We start from the raw sequence: 16637 nt of genomic DNA, 5'->3' as shown, positions 1-16637 counted from the left end.
AAAAGCCCGTGCAATGCTGCACAGGCTTTTGGCTGGTTAAATGACCAAAATCAGCGAAAAAGCCGGATCAGGCAGCCCCGCGAATATATTGCGCCGGGAAATCAACAAGATTTGACGCCTCGTCCATCTCACCATCATCCCCATCAGCACGACTTTCATCACTCGCGGCGGATTCCACCGCCCGGTCAAGCGACCCGGAAAGCTCGGTCACATTACGATCAACCTCGTCCGCCCGACGTGTCAGATCAATGCTCAGTTTCCGCGTCACCTCGATATCGCGCGATACCTCGTGGATGGCATTGCTGACATGAAGCGCCGCATCACTGGCCGATGCAATCGCAAGGCTGATTTCCTCGGTCTCGCGGCGCTGATGTTCAACATCACCTGCCACTTCTTCGGAAATCGACATCATGTCGCGCACGGTCACACCGACATCTTCCATCGACCGAACACAACGATCCGTCACATTGCCCATCGCACTCACATGGGCTGTGATCTGCTCGGTTGCCTGCGCGGTTTGACCTGCAAGGTTCTTGACCTCGGCTGCGACCACGGCAAAGCCTTTGCCCGCTTCGCCTGCGCGTGCCGCCTCGATGGTCGCGTTAAGCGCCAGAAGGTTGGTCTGCCCTGCAATCCCACGGATCAGATCGACAATCTGCTCGATACTGGTCGCCACTTCGCGAAGGTCATCGACCGCCTCGGCGGATTGCTGGGTCGATCCCACCGCGTTCTGGGCAATGGCGCGCTGCCGGTCAACACGGTTAGCAATCGACCCGATGGCATCGGAAAGCCGCGTTGCCGCCTCGCTGATCGAATGGGCGTGCGACTGGCTTTGTTCGGCCGCATTGGTCGCCATTTCGGTCTGGCCGGTCACACGTTCGGCGGCGGCGGCAACCTCGCCCACCGCTTCGCGCATCCGGGTCACCTGATGGGTAACCGATTGCACAAGACCTGCGGTTTCGCCTTCAATGGTTTCGGCCATCGCCCCCAGGGATGCGCGGCGTTTTTCTTCTTCCTCGCGCTGAAGGGCAATGCGTTCCTCGGCCATCTGTTCGATCTTAAGCGCATTTTCGCGGAAGATCGCCACGGTTCGCGACATCGCGCCAAATTCATCGCCGCGATTGAAATCGACCAGATCGATATCGGTGTTGTTTTCGCTTAACCGTGTCATATCGCCATTCACCCGGCGCAACGGACGCAGGATGCTAAGCGCAATCGTAATCGCCAGACCAAACGCGATCAGCGCACCTATCCCGGCCACCACCATATTGGTGATCGCCTTGTTTTCGGATTCACCATGTGCTGCCTCGACCAGCATGTTCTGGCCCGCCACGGCTTCCTCGCGGATATTCTGGGTGATCGCCTGCACTTCGCGGACGGCCGACTTGAAATCATCCATTGATTGGCGGAAGCCACCGATTGATCCCTCAAGCTGGTTCGCTCCCTGCTTCAACAGGTCATTGTCGCGCACCGCATAGGAAAACAGCTTCTTGTCCGCGCGTTTCAACCCATCGACCGAATTTTTGATTTCTTCCTGAAGGTCGGTCAGGGTCGAGGTTTCCGTGCGTGCCGCATCAAGCGATTCCGGGGTGCGCAGGATCGCATATTGCAGGCTGTTGACGATGGCACTGAGGTTCGCCGAACCAAGCTTGTCGGCATATTTTTCGGCAAGTGCCGGATCGCGTTTGGTGATGAAATCAACCAGTTCGCCCGCCGATTTGCCAAGCTGATGGGCTCCAAGAAGCATGGTGTCGGACGCCGCCGTCAGGTTTTCCGCCCGCAGGACAAGCGGCTCAAGCGTTGCGATATATTCCGCATTAAGGCTCTCAAGCGCGTCTGCCTTTTCGCTGTCACCCTCGGCACGAAGCTGATTGATCAGAGCCGCACCACTGGCTTCGGCACTTTCGCGGATGGTCGAAATACCCTCGCGATCCATCGGGTCAACCGTCTGCGCAAACAGAAGAACCTGGTTCGACAGACGTTCAAGCTTCAATGCATATTCGTTTGCAAGCCCGACAAGCTGGGTGCTTTTTGCAATACGATCGGCATGCCCGCCAAAGCCCAGCAGATACCAGGATGACAGGGCGCTTAACCCTAGCAGCATGACGACAAGCACAAGAAAGCCCGCAAAAATGCGATAGCCAATGCGAATACGGTCGAGAAACATGGGATCTCCAATGATCCGGAATGTGGGACATTTCCGCGATCAATAACCCGGCTTTCGCGTCGTTTTTGTAACAGTTAGATGAAATCCCCATTTGTCTATTCGAATTCGCACAGATGAGGACGTTCGAATGTTCATTCGAACATTTGCTGCGTTGCAAAATAAGCAAACCGAACCCGCCTTATACCATTGCACAAGCTGGCCCTATGCGTATGTCAGAGGCCAAAAACGGCAGAATCCGTGACCTGTTTATCGATTCGCACGTAAGGCACGCGGCCCCGAAAAACCACCCTATTAAACAGCAAGAATATGCAAGCCGAACCGCAACCGAGTGATTATACTTGCCCCATGGCCAATGCAGTTCGACATAATCCTGCGCGCCGCGCACCGGTATCCGACCGCCATCGGGAAATCGCCCGCCACTGGCGCGCGGCGGACGGTATTGATTTGTTCGAAGCCGACTACAAACGCTTTTCCTTTCCCAAACACAGCCATGATTATTATGCGTTCGGCACCATCCTGAACGGGGCCGAACAATTCATGACCGGCGGCACCAACTATGTCGCCCGGCGAGGTCAGTTGCTGATGATGAACCCGATGCAGGTCCATGACGGCGGCCCGGCCTGTGATGACGGCTACCAGTATCAGATCATGTTCATCGCGCCCGAAATCTTTGGCGATCTGGTGGCTGAACTGTCCCCCAACAGCACCGGCCTGCCGTTTTTTGGCAATCATGTGGTCGATGACCCGGAACTGCATCTGCAACTGCAATCCCTGCACCGCATGTTCCGCCCCGATCTTCACCAGACGACCGGCCAGCTCGAACGCGACAGCCAGCTTTTATACAGTGCCGCGCGGCTTGCGCTCCGCCATGCCGATGCACCGCCCTTTTCCTATCAACCGGGCTCCGAAGACAAACGTGTGCGCGCTGTCATCGACTATATGGCCGACCACCTTGATGCCAATATATCGCTTGATGAACTGGCAAGCCTGACCGGGCTAAGCCGCTTTCACCTGCTACGCGTTTTCCGTCACGCCACCGGATTGCCACCGCATACCTATTTCAATCATATGCGTCTGCGCCGCGCAAAACGCATGCTGTTTGACGGCTTTGGCATTGCCGATGTCGCGGCGGCCACCGGCTATGCCGATCAAAGTCACCTGAACCGGCATTTCAAAACCATGTGGGGTGTCAGCCCCGGCGCCTTCATCGCAGGCCTTGCCCCGGCGGCCAAAAAATCCCGCTAGGCCCTGCTTCACCCGGGAACCGACCTAGCCACGATTGCGAAATAGCAATATCGTCCAATATTCCTGTTTGGAACTGTCTTAAATTACGGGCAGGCTCCTCGCCCACCACCAGTCGCCGCCCGTCGCCACCAGCGATCAAAATGAAAAGACTGAAACGGAAACGCACAAGATGTCTCGCCCCCAATCCGCCCCGACCCGGCATTTTGATGCCGACACCATAAGACGCGGTGCCATCGCCTGTCTGCCCCTGTTGCCCAGCACCATGATCTTTGGTGCAGTGCTGGGCGTGCTTGCCACCCAGCGCGGCCTGTCGCTGGGTGAACTTCTGTTCATGAGCCTCACGGTCTTTGCCGGATCGGCACAGTTTGTTTCCGTCGATCTGTGGCGCGAAACCATCCCTGCTGCCACCATCATTGTCGCAACGGCGGTGATCAATCTGCGCTATGTCCTGATCGGCGCATCCCTGCGCCCGGTGTTTCGTGGCCGTCCGCTCTGGGTCAAAATCTGCGGCATGCATATGGTTGCCGATGAAAACTGGGCCGTCACCATGACACAGGAAAACCTTGCCAATCCGGGCTTCCTGCTGGGTGGCGGGATTTTCCTTGGCATTGTCTGGGCGACGGGCAACACCATCGGATATCTGCTGGGCGGCGGCATACCCGACCCGAATGTCTACGCGCTTGATTTCGCCTTTACCGCCGTCTTTGCCGCACTCACGGTCGGCATGTGGAAGGGCCGGGTTGATCTTCTGCCGTGGCTGGCGGCTGCCATCGGATCTCTGATCGGGCATTACACCTTGCCCGGCACATGGTCGATCCTTGCCGGTGCCGGGGCCGGGGTTGTGGTTGCCGCCCTGACATGGCGCGAAGACATGGACGACACCGCACCCGAACCTGAAATAGCAGCAGATACCTTTGGCGCCCCCGAAGGCACCTATTCGACGGAGGCCGGCAAATGATGAGCTTCCCCGATCTGACCACTTTCAGCACCGCCTCGGTCCTGACCATTCTTGGCATGGCGATTGTCACTTATGGCATGCGCCTTGGCGGCCTTCTGATGGCCGACCGCCTGCCGCAACAGGGCCGCTGGGCGCATGTGCTTGAACGCCTGCCGGGCGCAGTTCTGATTTCCGTCTGGGTGCCAAGTGCCCTGTCGGCGGGAGCAATCGGCATCGCCGGTGCCGCCGCCACCGTCATCACCATGATCTTCGTGCGCAACCTGTTTGCCGCGATGGTCGCCGGTATGCTTCTTGTCGCGGCGGGGCGTTATTTCCTCGGCTGAGCGTGCCCATCTCGACACACAAACAAAAAGGCCGCCCGGAATTTTCAGGGCGGCCTTTTTAAATCCTGATTGCGGGTGGCTTTAAGCCGCAATCATATTCTGTTCACGCGTTGCTTCGAATTTCAGGTTCGGCCAATCGCGTTGCGTGGTTTCAAGATGCCAGGCATTGCGCGCGATAAAGACCAGCGTTTCGTCGTGATCCTCGAACAGGGCTGACTGGTTGGCATCGCGGAATTTCTTGATTTCCAGCGGATCGCTGCCAATCACCCAGCGCGCGGCATAGGCCGGGGTCGGTTCGAAATGCACCTTGATGCCGTATTCGGCAGAAATGCGTTCTTTCAGAACCTCGAACTGAAGCTGCCCGACCACACCAACGATCCAGTCTGCGCCCATCATCGGCTTGAACACCTGTGATGCGCCTTCTTCGGCAAGCTGCTCCAGCGCGCGCTGAAGATGTTTACCCTTCAGCGGATCATCAAGGCGTACCTTCTGCAGCAATTCCGGGGCAAAGGCCGGAACACCCCGGAAACGAAGGTCTTCGCCCTCGGTCAGGGTATCACCGATGCGCAATGTGCCGTGGTTCGGAATGCCGATGATATCGCCCGGCCATGCTTCTTCGGCAATGTCGCGTTCATTGGCAAAGAACAGCATCGGGTTATGCACCGCCATCTGTTTGCCTGCGCGCACATGCTTCAATTTCATGCCACGTTTGAAATGGCCGGAACACAGGCGGATGAAGGCGATGCGGTCGCGATGGTTGGGGTCGATATTGGCCTGCACCTTGAACACAAAGCCCGAAACCTTTGGCTCGGCCGCCTCGACCAGACGCGTTGCCGCTTCCTGCGGGCGCGGGGTTGGCGCGATATCGCCAATTCCGCGCAGCAATTCACGCACGCCAAAGTTATTGACCGCCGACCCAAAGAAAACCGGCGTCAGATGCCCCTCGCGATAGCTTTGCAAATCAAATGGCGGGCAGATTTCACGCACCATTTCGACTTCTTCACGAAGTTTTTCCAGAAGGTAATCCGGGATCAGCTCATCAAGCTTCGGATCATCAAGCCCCTTGATCGGAATGGCTTCCTTGGCAACATTGCCGCCTTTTTCCATGAACAGAAGCTGATCATTGACCAGATCGTAACAGCCATGGAAATCACGGCCCGACCCGATCGGCCATGTCACCGGCGATACATCAAGGGCAAGATCCTGTTCGATCTGATCAATCAGTTCGAACGAATCACGTGCCTCACGGTCAAGCTTGTTAACAAAGGTCGTGATCGGCACGTCACGCAGGCGGCAGACCTCAAACAGCTTGCGCGTCTGGGCCTCGATCCCCTTCGCACCGTCAATCACCATGACGGCGGAATCAACCGCAGTCAGAACGCGATAGGTATCTTCGGAAAAGTCTTCGTGGCCCGGCGTATCAAGCAGGTTGAAGATGTTTTTTTCGAACTCGAACGTCATGACGGCCGACGAAACCGAAATACCGCGATCCTGTTCGATCTTCATGAAGTCCGAACGCGCGCCACGCTGTTCCTTTTTCGCCTTCACCGCACCGGCCATCTGAATGGCACCCCCGAAAAGCAGCAGCTTTTCGGTCAGCGTCGTTTTACCCGCATCCGGGTGGGCAATGATGGCAAAGGTACGGCGGCGCGATACCTGCTCGTCGATCGTCGGCATGGTTCATCCATTGATCATGATTTCGGGTTGGCGCGCACTGTACTGATTTTTACAGCGCGCGCCATCCCGAAATCGTCATATCGGACATGAACGGACAAGAACGTCCGGTTTCATATCACAAGCTGGAAGACCAGCCCCGCAGCAAACGATCCGATCAGGGCATAGGCAAGATACAGGGCAAAAACCGGTTTCTTGACCAGCGCAAAAACCGCAATCGCCGCAGGCAGCGATGACACACCGCCCGCCACCAGAAACGCCATGCCAGCACCGGGTTGCATCCCCTGCCCGATCAATCCCCCGACCAGCGGCAGGGCGGCGTAACCGTTCAAATAGGCAGGAACCCCGACAAATGTTGCAATCAGGATCGGCAGGATGCCTTCCCCGCCGACCGCAGCCGACACCGTTTCAGCCGGAACATAAATCAGCATCAGGCTTTCAAGCAAAAAGGCCAGAACCAGCCATTTGCCAAGAAACACCGCGGTTTTAACCCCGTCGCGGCGAAATTTCGTCACACGGTCGCTTTCCCGCCAGAAAGCCCATACCGGCGGTTTGGGCGCCCGCATTTTGGCCCCGCCGCAACCGCCATTGCCCACACCATCGCGTAACGGATCGGTCAGGAATCCCATTCGCGACAACCACAATGTTGCAAACCCGCCCATAAGGCCGATCCCGATTGCAGCAATGGTCTTGCCGATGGCAAAATCCACCCCGATGGTGCCTGCGGTCAATGCAAACATCCCCGGATCAATCACCGGTGATGCCAGCCAGAAGGCCATGACCGGCGCCAACGGCACCCCCATCGACAGCAAGGCCGCAATCAGCGGAATGACCCCGCAGGAACAAAACGGCGACAGCGCACCAAACGCGGACGCCATCATCACCATCGCAACCGGCTGCCCGGTAAAGGCGCGCGCAATCAGGCTATCCGCCCCGGTCGCACCGGCCCATGCCGCAATCACAACCGAGGCCATCAGGAACGGCGCAACCGACAGAAGCTGATCAATGGTAAAGCCGATACTCGGCCCAAGCTGATCAGGCACAAAAATGCCAATCGCCAGCAGGATCGCGCCAACGCTGATCCAGACACGGTCAAGGGATTTGCCCGACCTGGCGACACGGCGCAGTGCCAGTGAAATTTCAGTCATATCTATATCCCTAGAATAATAGTTATGTTGGCTTAAAAAAAGAGCCGACTAGACCGCGTCCTCTTTTTCTTCGGCATCCACACCGATGCAACATTCCGCAACCAGCGCATCAAGCACGTCGCGAATCGCCACGACATCCGCATGATTGACCGTTTCGCGCCCGTGGCGTTCCTGCCAGACCAGACCGGCCTGCACTAGCGAACCAAGATGATGTGCCAATGTCGATGCCGGCAATCCGGTATGTCGGCCAATCTCGCCTATGTTCAGGCCCGTCGCACCAGCCCGCACCAGTAGGCGGAAAATCCGCAGCCGGGCAGAATGACCAAGGGCGGCAAACGCCGTTGCAATATTGTCGGTGTCTCTCATGGGGAAAACCATATAACTATAAAACTAGTTTTGTCATCTTTTTTCTGAATTCCTGGTCGGTGAAACGGATGTCGCAAACTTGTCATTTGACTTCGACACAATACGTCGATATTTCCCGACATATGGAAATAAATACAGCAATCAGCGCCCTTGGCGCACTGGCACAGGAACATCGTCTGGCAGCATTCAGGCTTCTGGTGCGCGTGGGCGAGGACGGCATGGCAGCAGGTGATCTCGCGCGCAGCCTTGCGGTCCCGCACAACACCATGTCGACCCATCTGTCGGTTCTAAGCCAGGCCGGACTGATCACGTCGCAACGCAATGGCCGGTCGATCATCTACCGGATCGTCCCCGACGTTATGCGCGATCTTCTGGGGTTTCTTGCCGATGATTGCTGTCAGGGCCGCCCGGAACTGTGCGGAATCACGGTTCCCGGCAAAACATCGACCTCGACCTGTTGCTGAAACGCCAAACCGGCATAACCGGACGGAGACATCATTATGGCTGGCGGTACCTATAATATCCTCTTCCTGTGTCAGGGAAATTCGGCGCGGTCCATCATGGCCGAGGCCATCCTGAACCGCGAAGGCGCGGACCATTTCCATGGCTTTAGCGCCGGGGCGCATCCGCGTGGCCATCTGCATCCCTATACGATCGACCTTCTTAAAAGCCTCGGCCATGATCCGTCGGTCTTTTCATCCAAACCGATGGAAGTCTATTCCGGGCAGGACGCGATCAAATTTGATTTCGTCTTCACGGTCTGCGACCAGACGGCAAAGGAAAGCTGCCCGATTTTCCCCGGCTCGCCGATGACAGCCCATTGGGGCGTGCCCGACCCGGCAGGTGCCACCGGAACCGAGGCCGAAATCCGCCTCGCCTTTGCCGATGCCTATCGCATGCTGCGCAACCGGATTTCGATTTTCACAAGCCTGCCTTTTGCGTCCCTTGACCGGATGTCGCTGCAACGCAAACTCGACGATATCGGCAAAACCGGACTGCCAGAAAGCGAAAGTGCCTGAAGATGACGACCGAAGCCGACACCGCCCCGATGGGAATTTTTGAACGCTATCTGACGATCTGGGTTGCCGCCAGCATCATCGTCGGCATCGGTCTTGGCGAACTGTTCCCCGATATCTTTCAGATGATCGGCGGCCTGACGGCCTATGAAATCAATCTGCCGGTCACGGTTCTGATCTGGCTTATGATCGTGCCAATGCTGATGAAGGTCGATTTTCATGCCCTGCACGAAGTCGGCCGCCAATGGCGCGGCATCGGTGTGACGCTCGGCGTCAACTGGCTGATCAAGCCATTTACCATGGCGGCCCTTGGCTGGCTGTTTATCGGCATCGTTTTTCGCCCGTTCCTGCCCGAAACCGAGATCGAAAGCTATATCGCCGGCCTGATCCTGCTGGGAGCGGCCCCCTGCACCGCGATGGTCTTTGTCTGGTCGCATCTGACACGCGGCGATGCGAATTTCACGCTAAGCCAGGTCGCGCTTAACGATACGGTGATGATTTTCGCCTTTGCGCCGATTGTCGCTTTGCTGCTGGGCATTTCCGCGATTACCGTGCCGTGGGAAACCCTGACGATTTCGGTGATTGCCTTTATCGTCATTCCGCTTATCGCTGGTCAGGCAATCCGCAACCGCATTTTACAGGGTGGTGCTGATCACCTGAAACGGTTCGAGGCCAAACTGGCCCCGGTTTCCATGACGGCCCTTCTGGCGACACTCGTGCTGCTGTTTGCCTTTCAGGGCAAACAGATCATCGCCCAGCCGCTGATCATTGCCATGCTGGCCGTGCCGATCATTCTGCAAACCTATTTCATTGCCGCCATTGCCTATGGTGCGAACAAGTTTCTGGGCGTTGAACATCGCATTGCTGCCCCGTCGGCGATGATCGGGGCATCGAATTTCTTTGAACTAGCGGTCGCCACCGCGATTGGTCTGTTTGGTTTTTCATCGGGTGCGGCCCTTGCCACCGTTGTCGGCGTTCTGGTCGAAGTCCCTGTCATGCTCTCACTGGTGGCGATTGCCAACCGGTCGCGCCACTGGTTTCCGGCCTCTGATATCACCCGCATCCCGGAGACCTCGAAATGAGCCGCAAAATCCGTATCGGCATCAACGGCTTTGGCCGAATGGGTCGCCTTGCCCTTCGCGCGGGCTGGGGCCATCCCGACCTTGAATTTGTCCATATCAACGAAATCAGCGGCGGGGCCAAAACCGCTGCCCACCTGCTGGAATTCGATTCCGTGCATGGGCGCTGGGATCATCCGGTGACCTGTATTGATGATGCGGTCGTCATTGATGGCCAAACCACCCTGACCTTTTCCGAAAATGCCACACCGGGCGATACCGACTGGGTCGGGCTGGGCTGCGACATCGTTCTGGAATGCACTGGCAAATTCAAAACCCCCGAAACGCTTCAGCCCTATTTTGATCAGGGCGTAAAAAAGGTCATCGTCGCCGCCCCGGTCAAGGAAGGCGCGCTTAACATTGTTTATGGCGTGAATGACGATCTATATGATCCGGCGATCCATCACCTGCTGACCGCGGCAAGCTGCACGACAAACTGCCTGGCCCCGGTGGTCAGGGTCATCCACGAAAAACTCGGCATCGTGCATGGGTCAATCACCACCATTCATGATGTGACCAACACGCAAACCGTGGTTGACCTGCCGCACAAGGATCTGCGTCGCGCCCGGTCCAGCCTGCAATCGCTGATCCCCACCAGCACCGGCTCGGCCACCGCCATCACCATGATCTATCCGGAACTGATGGGAAAGCTGAACGGGATTGCCGTGCGCGTGCCGTTGCTCAACGCATCACTGACCGATTGCGTGTTCGAGGTCGCCTGCGACACCGATGTCGAAACGGTCAATAACCTGCTGCGCACCGCCTCGGAAACCTATCTTGCCGGGATTCTCGGATACGAGGATCGCCCGCTGGTCAGTTGCGATTATCTGAACGATCCCAGATCTTCGATCATTGATGCCGGATCAACCATGGTGATCGACAAACGGCAGGTCAAAATCCTCGCCTGGTATGACAATGAATGGGGCTATGTCTGCCGGATGGTTGATCTCGCCGCCAAGGTCGCGCAAAGCCTGTAGGGTTCTTTTTCATGTCATCCGCCATTCGCAACTATGCCCTTGTCACATCCGCCTATTGGGGTTTCACCCTGACGGACGGGGCTTTGCGCATGCTGGTCCTGCTGCATTTCAATGATCTGGGATATTCGGCCTTTGAAATCGCCCTTCTGTTTGTCCTTTATGAATGTGCCGGGATCGTCACCAATCTGGTTGGCGGCTGGCTGGCACAGGCGCGCGGCCTGCGCTTTACCCTGTTTGCCGGCCTGATCACCCAGATCGCGGCCCTTTCCGCCCTGTCCCTGACCAATGAAAACTGGCTGCCATGGATATCGGTTGCCTATGTCATGGGCCTGCAGGCCGCATCGGGTGTCGCCAAGGATCTCACCAAAATGTCGAGCAAGTCGGCGATCAGGGTTCTGGTGCCCGAAAATGCAAACGGCGCGCTGTTTCGCTGGGTCGCCCTTCTGACCGGATCGAAAAACGCGCTTAAAGGGGCCGGGTTTTTCATGGGGGGCGCACTTCTGGCGTGGCTTGGCTTTGGCGGGGCGTTGCTTGCCATGGCAACCGGACTGACCATCATCCTGATTGCGGTTGCGCTTTCCATCGGTCCGGAAATGGCCGCCCCCGCCAACAAGGCAAAACCCAAATTCCGCGAAGTCTTTTCCAGAGATCGCAAGATCAATGTGCTCTCGGCCGCCCGCATGTTCCTGTTCGGGTCGCGCGATATCTGGTTTGTCGTCGGGCTTCCGGTCTTTCTGGTGACGCACCTTGGATGGGGCCATATCGAGGTCGGCACCTATATGGCGCTTTGGGTGATCGGTTATGGCTTCATCCAGACGATTGCGCCGAAAATCCTGCGCGCAGGCACACGCACCCCCAATGGCAACCCCGATGGTCAAAGTGCGCGTCTGTGGATTTTCGCCCTGATCATCGTAACGGCGGGCATTGCGGCTGCCGTGCAGTTTGATATCTCGCCCGAAATCGCCGTTCTGGGCGGTTTGATGGTCTTCGGACTGGTCTTTGCGGTCAATTCGTCACTGCATTCCTATCTGATCCTTGCCTATGCCGATGGGGACAGGGTCGCGATGAATGTCGGGTTCTATTATATGTCCAATGCCGTCGGGCGACTGACCGGCACCATCCTGTCGGGACTGTCCTATATGTATGGGGGTCTGGTCGGCTGTCTGGTGGTCTCGGCGGCGTTCCTTCTGATCGGCTGGATAATCAGTTTTGGCCTGCCAAAACACCAATCAGCAACGTCTTAGCGGCTGCATTAGAAAAAAGTTATCTCGCAGATGCGGGATAAATCGCTGAAAAGACTCAGTTTCCGATTTCACTTAAATTTAATCCGATAAAAAACAGTGACAAAACACAGGATGTAGGGGTACGATTCCAAAGTACGGTCAAGAACTGGACCGAAGGAGGGGTTCCCGAGTGACGCGAGAGCACGTTGTAAAACGGAATTTTTCGCCCCCCGGATCGCAGATGCAACATGCTGCTGCGAACGGCGGAGAACCCACCCGCCACTTCCATCGCAAGATGAAAATTGAATGCGCGCCTTTCCATGATGGAATGGCGCGTTTTGCTTTATTGGCACAATTGATGAGGTGACTTATGGGTAAGCGCGCAGCACGCCGTCGTAGCCGTCCGCAGCAGGCAGATACCAACGTTCACGAGCTGTTTGACGGTGACAAGTCAAACTGGCATCCCCTGAACGGTCAGGGTGACGCCCCCCAGAACGGCCAACGCGATCAAAGCTTCCGCCGCCACATTCGCCCCAAAAGCGAAAATCAGGCGGCCCTGATGGAAGCAATCGACGCCTTCAACCTCATCCTTGCACTCGGCCCGGCTGGAACCGGGAAAACCTTTATCGCAGTTTCCAAAGCCGTCGAAGCCCTTGATAACGGCGAAATCGGCCGCATCGTTCTGGCCCGTCCCGCGGTCGAGGCCGGGGAAAATATCGGCTTCCTGCCCGGCGACGTCGAAGCCAAAATGGCCCCCTACCTTCGCCCGCTTTATGACGCGCTCAATGACCGCCTCGGCGCCAAACGCCTGCGGCAGTATCTGTCGGACGGCACGATTGAAATCGCACCAATCGGCTATATGCGTGGCCGCACGCTCAACAATGCCTTCGTCGTAATAGACGAGGCGCAGAACTGCACCTATGGGCAGCTCAAGATGCTGGTCACCCGCCTTGGCTGGAATTCAACCATGATCCTGACCGGCGACCCGGATCAGACCGACCTTCTGCCGGAAATGTCCGGTCTGTCTGAAATGTCGGACCGTCTTGAAAATGTCGAAGACATCGCCTGCGTCAAACTCGTGGACAAGGACATCGTCCGTCATCCGCTGGTCGCCAGCATGCTGACCGTCCTTTAACCTTTCGGCACGGCAAACTAAAAGAAGAAGGCGGGTCCGTCACCGGGCCCGCCATTTTCGTGGTTTAATCGCCTTGATCAAGCGTCATGTAAAGATCACCGCCGTCACGGTATTTCTCCGCCATCGCTGCCATACCTTCCTTCTGCACATCGGCCCGGATTTCATGCGATATCCGCATCGAACAGAATTTCGGTCCGCACATCGAACAGAAATGCGCGACCTTGTGCGCCTCTTTTGGCAGGGTTTCATCGTGGAAGGACCGCGCCGTTTCCGGGTCCAGCGACAGGTTGAACTGATCTTCCCAGCGGAATTCAAACCGCGCACGCGAAAGCGCATCATCGCGTGCCTTCGCCGCCGGGTGCCCCTTGGCAAGATCAGCGGCGTGGGCCGCGATCTTATAGGTAATCACCCCGGTCTTAACATCATCCCGGTCCGGCAGGCCCAGATGTTCCTTGGGCGTCACGTAACACAGCATCGCCGTCCCGAACCAGCCGATCATCGCCGCCCCGATCCCCGATGTAATGTGATCATAACCCGGCGCAACATCGGTGGTTAGCGGCCCAAGCGTATAAAACGGCGCTTCGCCGCAAATCGACAACTGCTTATCCATGTTTTCACGGATCTTATGCATCGGTACATGGCCCGGCCCCTCGATCATCACCTGGCAATCGTGACCCCATGCGATACGGGTCAATTCACCAAGCGTTTCGAGTTCGGCAAACTGTGCGGCATCATTGGCATCGGCAATTGATCCCGGCCGCAATCCATCGCCCAGCGAAAAGGAGACGTCATAGGCCCGGCAGATGTCGCAAATCTCGGCGAAATTCTCATACAGGAAACTTTCCCGATGATGATGCAGGCACCATTTCGCCATGATCGACCCACCGCGCGAAACGATGCCGGTCACCCGATCCACGGTTAACGGGATGTGATGTAACCGCAATCCGGCATGGATGGTGAAATAATCCACCCCCTGTTCGGCCTGCTCGATCAATGTGTCGCGGAATATTTCCCATGTCAGGTCCTCGGCAATACCGCCGACCTTTTCCAGCGCCTGATAGATCGGAACCGTCCCGATGGGCACGGGCGAATTGCGGATGATCCAGTCGCGGATATTGTGGATATTGCGCCCGGTCGACAGATCCATGACCGTATCTGCCCCCCATCGCGTCGCCCAGACCATCTTTTCGACCTCTTCAGCCATTGATGATGTCACCGCCGAATTGCCGATATTGGCGTTGATCTTCACCAGGAAATTCCGCCCGATGATCATCGGTTCGGCTTCGGGATGGTTGATATTGGCCGGGATGATCGCCCGCCCCCGTGCAATTTCATCCCGCACAAATTCGGGCGTTACATTATCGGGGATCACCGCGCCGAATGCCTCGCCGTCGCGCTTGGCATTGGCCCGCATTTCCGCCCGGCCCAGATTTTCACGGATCGCGACATATTCCATTTCTGCGGTAATGATCCCGGCCCGGGCATAGGCCAGCTGTGTTACCGCCCGCCCGCCAATCGCGCGCAACGGTGCATGACGTTGCGGAAATACCGGAACCGCATGACTTTCACTTCCGACAAAGCCGTTATCTTCGGGTTTGATATCGCGCCCGGCATATCGTTCGGTATCGGAACGCACCGCGATCCAGCTTCGGCGCAGTCTTGGCAAACCCTTGGCAATATCAATCGTGACATCCGGGTCGGTATAAGGCCCCGACGGGTCATAAACCTTGATCGGTGGTTCGCCCGCCGTGGGATGCACCGCAATTTCGCGCATCGGCACGCGAATATCGGGAAAGTGCGATCCGGCAATGTGGATTTTGCGCGATGCGGGCAATGCCCCGGTTGTGACATCGCTGGTGATATCGGTTTTGGTAGATGGAACAGACATAAAAGGCCCCTTTGCAATCAAGGCAATGGAGACCCAGTTCTGCGAGAGGCTGCTGATGAAAAATGCCGACCGGTAATGAGTAGACCGCCATGACAAAAAGGGCGCACCCCATATGTCAAAACAGGTAAATATGCCGACATCCGCACCATCCCTACGCCAGTATGAACTGGATCAGGTTCAAAGGGTCACTGCGCTGCAAAGCCAGCAGTTTCTCAGCCCCTTGTCGGGGCTCCCCAGGTGATCAATTGCAGGGTTACAAGTTATGCGGGTAATGTCAATTGTTGGAAAACACCCGACACCCGAAACCTAGCGACCCGTCGCCAGCTCGCCATTTGACGCCGGAATACTGTCCTGACCGGCCTTGCGCGCCCGGCCCGTATGCCAGAATTCCGGGTCTTCGGTATAACCGCTAAACTCGTCGAGATGGATGTCTTCGGGCGGTTCGGGATGGATCGTGATATCCAGATCGGGATATTCCGCCCGGATGCTGTCCATCACCTGATGGCAGATGGTGTGCGATTCCCGCATCAGCATCCCGCCATCCATGATCAGTTCGATCTCGGCAAAGCGATGCACGCCTGATGAACGGGTGCGCAGACGGTGAATGCCGATCACCGATGCGTTTTTCATCGTCAGTTCGATGATCCGCTGGCTGTCCGATTCCGGCAATTCGGCATCCATAAGAACCGTAACCGACTGCCGCCCGACCTTGACCGCGGACGCAACAAGGAAGATCGCAACAATCCCGCCAATCACCGGGTCAGCCCACAGGAAGCCCGACATCCCCATCATCAATGCGACGATGACGGCAACATTGGCAAGGATATCGCTGGTATATTGCAGGGAATCGGCCTCGACCGCGACGGAACCCGACATGCGCGCCGCCTTTCGTTGCAGCAGCACCAGCCCAAATGTCATCACCAGCGACACGACCATCAGCCACACACCCTCCGTCGCGAAACGAAGCGGTTGCGGCTCGAAGACGCGTGATGCGGCCTCGGCCACCACGAATATCGCGGCACCGATCATGAAGGCACACTGGAAAAGCCCCGCCAGCGGTTCAGCCTTGCCATGACCAAACCGGTGGTCATGGTCTGCCGGACGCCATGCACTGCGGACCGCCATGAAGTTGACGACAGCGGTACCGACATCAAGCATACTGTCAACCATCGAGGATAACAGACTGACCGAATCGGTCAGGAACCACCCGACCGCCTTGATCGCAATCAGCGTCGCAGCAATGACAATAGAGGCCGTCGTTGCCCGACGTGCCCACATTTCCCTTTGCGCGATGTCAATGACAGGACATTGACTCATGTTCTACAGACCTTTGGTCTTCAATTTCCGCTCGCTGATTGCGGTTTTATATCGTGAATTGGCGTAATATGTAATGACTATT

At 57.0% G+C, this 16637-nt stretch carries 15 protein-coding genes and 1 riboswitch; of the genes, 9 read left to right on the top strand and 6 right to left on the bottom strand.

Annotation, left to right across the window (positions count from 1 at the left end; all coding sequences use genetic code 11):
- Window positions 1-67: 67 nt before the first annotated feature.
- Window positions 68-2167 carry a methyl-accepting chemotaxis protein gene (locus J7395_RS07515; protein WP_209221086.1) on the bottom strand — a complete coding sequence of 700 codons (2100 nt, stop codon included), beginning with the start codon at window positions 2165-2167 and terminating at the stop codon, window positions 68-70.
- A gap of 345 nt (window positions 2168-2512) precedes the next feature.
- Here J7395_RS07515 and J7395_RS07510 point away from each other — a divergent pair, with 345 nt between their 5' ends.
- The 3 genes from J7395_RS07510 (at window position 2513) to J7395_RS07500 (ending at window position 4693) form a co-directional block, all read left to right on the top strand.
- On the top strand, window positions 2513-3412 hold the full coding sequence (locus J7395_RS07510) for an AraC family transcriptional regulator (protein WP_209221085.1): 900 nt from the start codon (window positions 2513-2515) through the stop codon (window positions 3410-3412).
- A 169-nt stretch (window positions 3413-3581) separates the two neighbouring features.
- A complete protein-coding gene (locus J7395_RS07505; RefSeq protein WP_097051336.1) occupies window positions 3582-4370 on the top strand; it encodes an AzlC family ABC transporter permease in 789 nt (262 codons plus the stop codon).
- Window positions 4367-4693 (top strand): AzlD domain-containing protein, encoded by a 327-nt coding sequence (locus tag J7395_RS07500; protein ID WP_062958820.1) that lies wholly within the window; start codon window positions 4367-4369, stop codon window positions 4691-4693. Before J7395_RS07505 ends, J7395_RS07500 begins: the two co-directional genes overlap by 4 nt.
- A gap of 81 nt (window positions 4694-4774) precedes the next feature.
- Here the strand turns inward: J7395_RS07500 and J7395_RS07495 are convergent, their stop codons facing one another.
- The 3 genes from J7395_RS07495 to J7395_RS07485 all read right to left on the bottom strand — a co-directional run bounded on the left by J7395_RS07495 (window position 4775) and on the right by J7395_RS07485 (window position 7881).
- The gene (locus J7395_RS07495) at window positions 4775-6370 is read right to left on the bottom strand and encodes a peptide chain release factor 3 (RefSeq protein WP_062951652.1); all 1596 of its coding nucleotides are present in this window, start codon (window positions 6368-6370) and stop codon (window positions 4775-4777) included.
- 110 nt (window positions 6371-6480) lie between these two features.
- Window positions 6481-7515, bottom strand: coding sequence for a permease (locus J7395_RS07490; RefSeq protein ID WP_209221084.1), 1035 nt, complete (start codon window positions 7513-7515; stop codon window positions 6481-6483).
- 48 nt (window positions 7516-7563) lie between these two features.
- Window positions 7564-7881 (bottom strand): helix-turn-helix domain-containing protein, encoded by a 318-nt coding sequence (locus J7395_RS07485; protein ID WP_209221083.1) that lies wholly within the window; start codon window positions 7879-7881, stop codon window positions 7564-7566.
- Window positions 7882-8003: 122 nt separating this feature from the next.
- Between J7395_RS07485 and J7395_RS07480 the strand changes: the two genes are divergently transcribed.
- From J7395_RS07480 to J7395_RS07455, 6 genes are all read left to right on the top strand, one after another.
- Entirely contained in the window at window positions 8004-8345 is a 342-nt protein-coding gene (locus J7395_RS07480) for a metalloregulator ArsR/SmtB family transcription factor (RefSeq protein WP_062953230.1), read from the top strand.
- Between the two features lie 36 nt (window positions 8346-8381).
- Entirely contained in the window at window positions 8382-8900 is a 519-nt protein-coding gene (locus J7395_RS07475) for an arsenate reductase ArsC (protein WP_062959338.1), read from the top strand.
- A 2-nt stretch (window positions 8901-8902) separates the two neighbouring features.
- Window positions 8903-9979 carry an ACR3 family arsenite efflux transporter gene (arsB, locus tag J7395_RS07470; RefSeq protein WP_247742061.1) on the top strand — a complete coding sequence of 359 codons (1077 nt, stop codon included), beginning with the start codon at window positions 8903-8905 and terminating at the stop codon, window positions 9977-9979.
- On the top strand, window positions 9976-10992 hold the full coding sequence (locus J7395_RS07465; protein ID WP_209221082.1) for an ArsJ-associated glyceraldehyde-3-phosphate dehydrogenase: 1017 nt from the start codon (window positions 9976-9978) through the stop codon (window positions 10990-10992). The genes arsB and J7395_RS07465 overlap by 4 nt, the downstream gene beginning before the upstream one ends.
- Before the next feature lie 11 nt (window positions 10993-11003).
- Complete coding sequence (arsJ, locus tag J7395_RS07460; RefSeq protein ID WP_209221081.1) at window positions 11004-12236, top strand: organoarsenical effux MFS transporter ArsJ; 1233 nt, start codon at window positions 11004-11006, stop codon at window positions 12234-12236.
- 349 nt (window positions 12237-12585) lie between these two features.
- Window positions 12586-13350 (top strand): PhoH family protein, encoded by a 765-nt coding sequence (locus tag J7395_RS07455; RefSeq protein ID WP_209221080.1) that lies wholly within the window; start codon window positions 12586-12588, stop codon window positions 13348-13350.
- A 64-nt stretch (window positions 13351-13414) separates the two neighbouring features.
- Here the strand turns inward: J7395_RS07455 and thiC are convergent, their stop codons facing one another.
- Window positions 13415-15238, bottom strand: a complete 1824-nt coding sequence (gene thiC, locus J7395_RS07450; protein WP_209221079.1) for a phosphomethylpyrimidine synthase ThiC — start codon at window positions 15236-15238, stop codon at window positions 13415-13417.
- Window positions 15239-15368: 130 nt separating this feature from the next.
- A riboswitch (TPP riboswitch) is annotated at window positions 15369-15484 on the bottom strand.
- Between the two features lie 60 nt (window positions 15485-15544).
- A complete protein-coding gene (locus J7395_RS07445; RefSeq protein ID WP_209221078.1) occupies window positions 15545-16555 on the bottom strand; it encodes a cation diffusion facilitator family transporter in 1011 nt (336 codons plus the stop codon).
- Window positions 16556-16637 lie beyond the last annotated feature (82 nt).

Source organism: Thalassospira sp. A3_1, from assembly GCF_017744215.1.
Taxonomy (GTDB): Bacteria; Pseudomonadota; Alphaproteobacteria; order Rhodospirillales; family Thalassospiraceae; genus Thalassospira; species Thalassospira lucentensis_A.
Note: the sequence above shows the minus strand (reverse complement) of the source record. Positions and strands in the feature narration are given on the sequence as shown.

Excerpts from the sequence above, each read along its gene's own strand:
- J7395_RS07515 (WP_209221086.1), bottom strand. The coding sequence starts at position 2,167 with ATGTTTCTCGACCGTATTCGCATTGGCTATCGCATTTTTGCGGGCTTT.
- arsJ (WP_209221081.1), top strand. The coding sequence starts at position 11,004 with ATGTCATCCGCCATTCGCAACTATGCCCTTGTCACATCCGCCTATTGG.
- J7395_RS07475 (WP_062959338.1), top strand. The coding sequence starts at position 8,382 with ATGGCTGGCGGTACCTATAATATCCTCTTCCTGTGTCAGGGAAATTCG.
- J7395_RS07445 (WP_209221078.1), bottom strand. The coding sequence starts at position 16,555 with ATGAGTCAATGTCCTGTCATTGACATCGCGCAAAGGGAAATGTGGGCA.
- J7395_RS07480 (WP_062953230.1), top strand. The coding sequence starts at position 8,004 with ATGGAAATAAATACAGCAATCAGCGCCCTTGGCGCACTGGCACAGGAA.
- J7395_RS07455 (WP_209221080.1), top strand. The coding sequence starts at position 12,586 with ATGGGTAAGCGCGCAGCACGCCGTCGTAGCCGTCCGCAGCAGGCAGAT.
- thiC (WP_209221079.1), bottom strand. The coding sequence starts at position 15,238 with ATGTCTGTTCCATCTACCAAAACCGATATCACCAGCGATGTCACAACC.
- J7395_RS07500 (WP_062958820.1), top strand. The coding sequence starts at position 4,367 with ATGATGAGCTTCCCCGATCTGACCACTTTCAGCACCGCCTCGGTCCTG.
- J7395_RS07465 (WP_209221082.1), top strand. The coding sequence starts at position 9,976 with ATGAGCCGCAAAATCCGTATCGGCATCAACGGCTTTGGCCGAATGGGT.
- J7395_RS07495 (WP_062951652.1), bottom strand. The coding sequence starts at position 6,370 with ATGCCGACGATCGACGAGCAGGTATCGCGCCGCCGTACCTTTGCCATC.
- arsB (WP_247742061.1), top strand. The coding sequence starts at position 8,903 with ATGACGACCGAAGCCGACACCGCCCCGATGGGAATTTTTGAACGCTAT.
- J7395_RS07505 (WP_097051336.1), top strand. The coding sequence starts at position 3,582 with ATGTCTCGCCCCCAATCCGCCCCGACCCGGCATTTTGATGCCGACACC.
- J7395_RS07510 (WP_209221085.1), top strand. The coding sequence starts at position 2,513 with ATGGCCAATGCAGTTCGACATAATCCTGCGCGCCGCGCACCGGTATCC.
- J7395_RS07485 (WP_209221083.1), bottom strand. The coding sequence starts at position 7,881 with ATGAGAGACACCGACAATATTGCAACGGCGTTTGCCGCCCTTGGTCAT.
- J7395_RS07490 (WP_209221084.1), bottom strand. The coding sequence starts at position 7,515 with ATGACTGAAATTTCACTGGCACTGCGCCGTGTCGCCAGGTCGGGCAAA.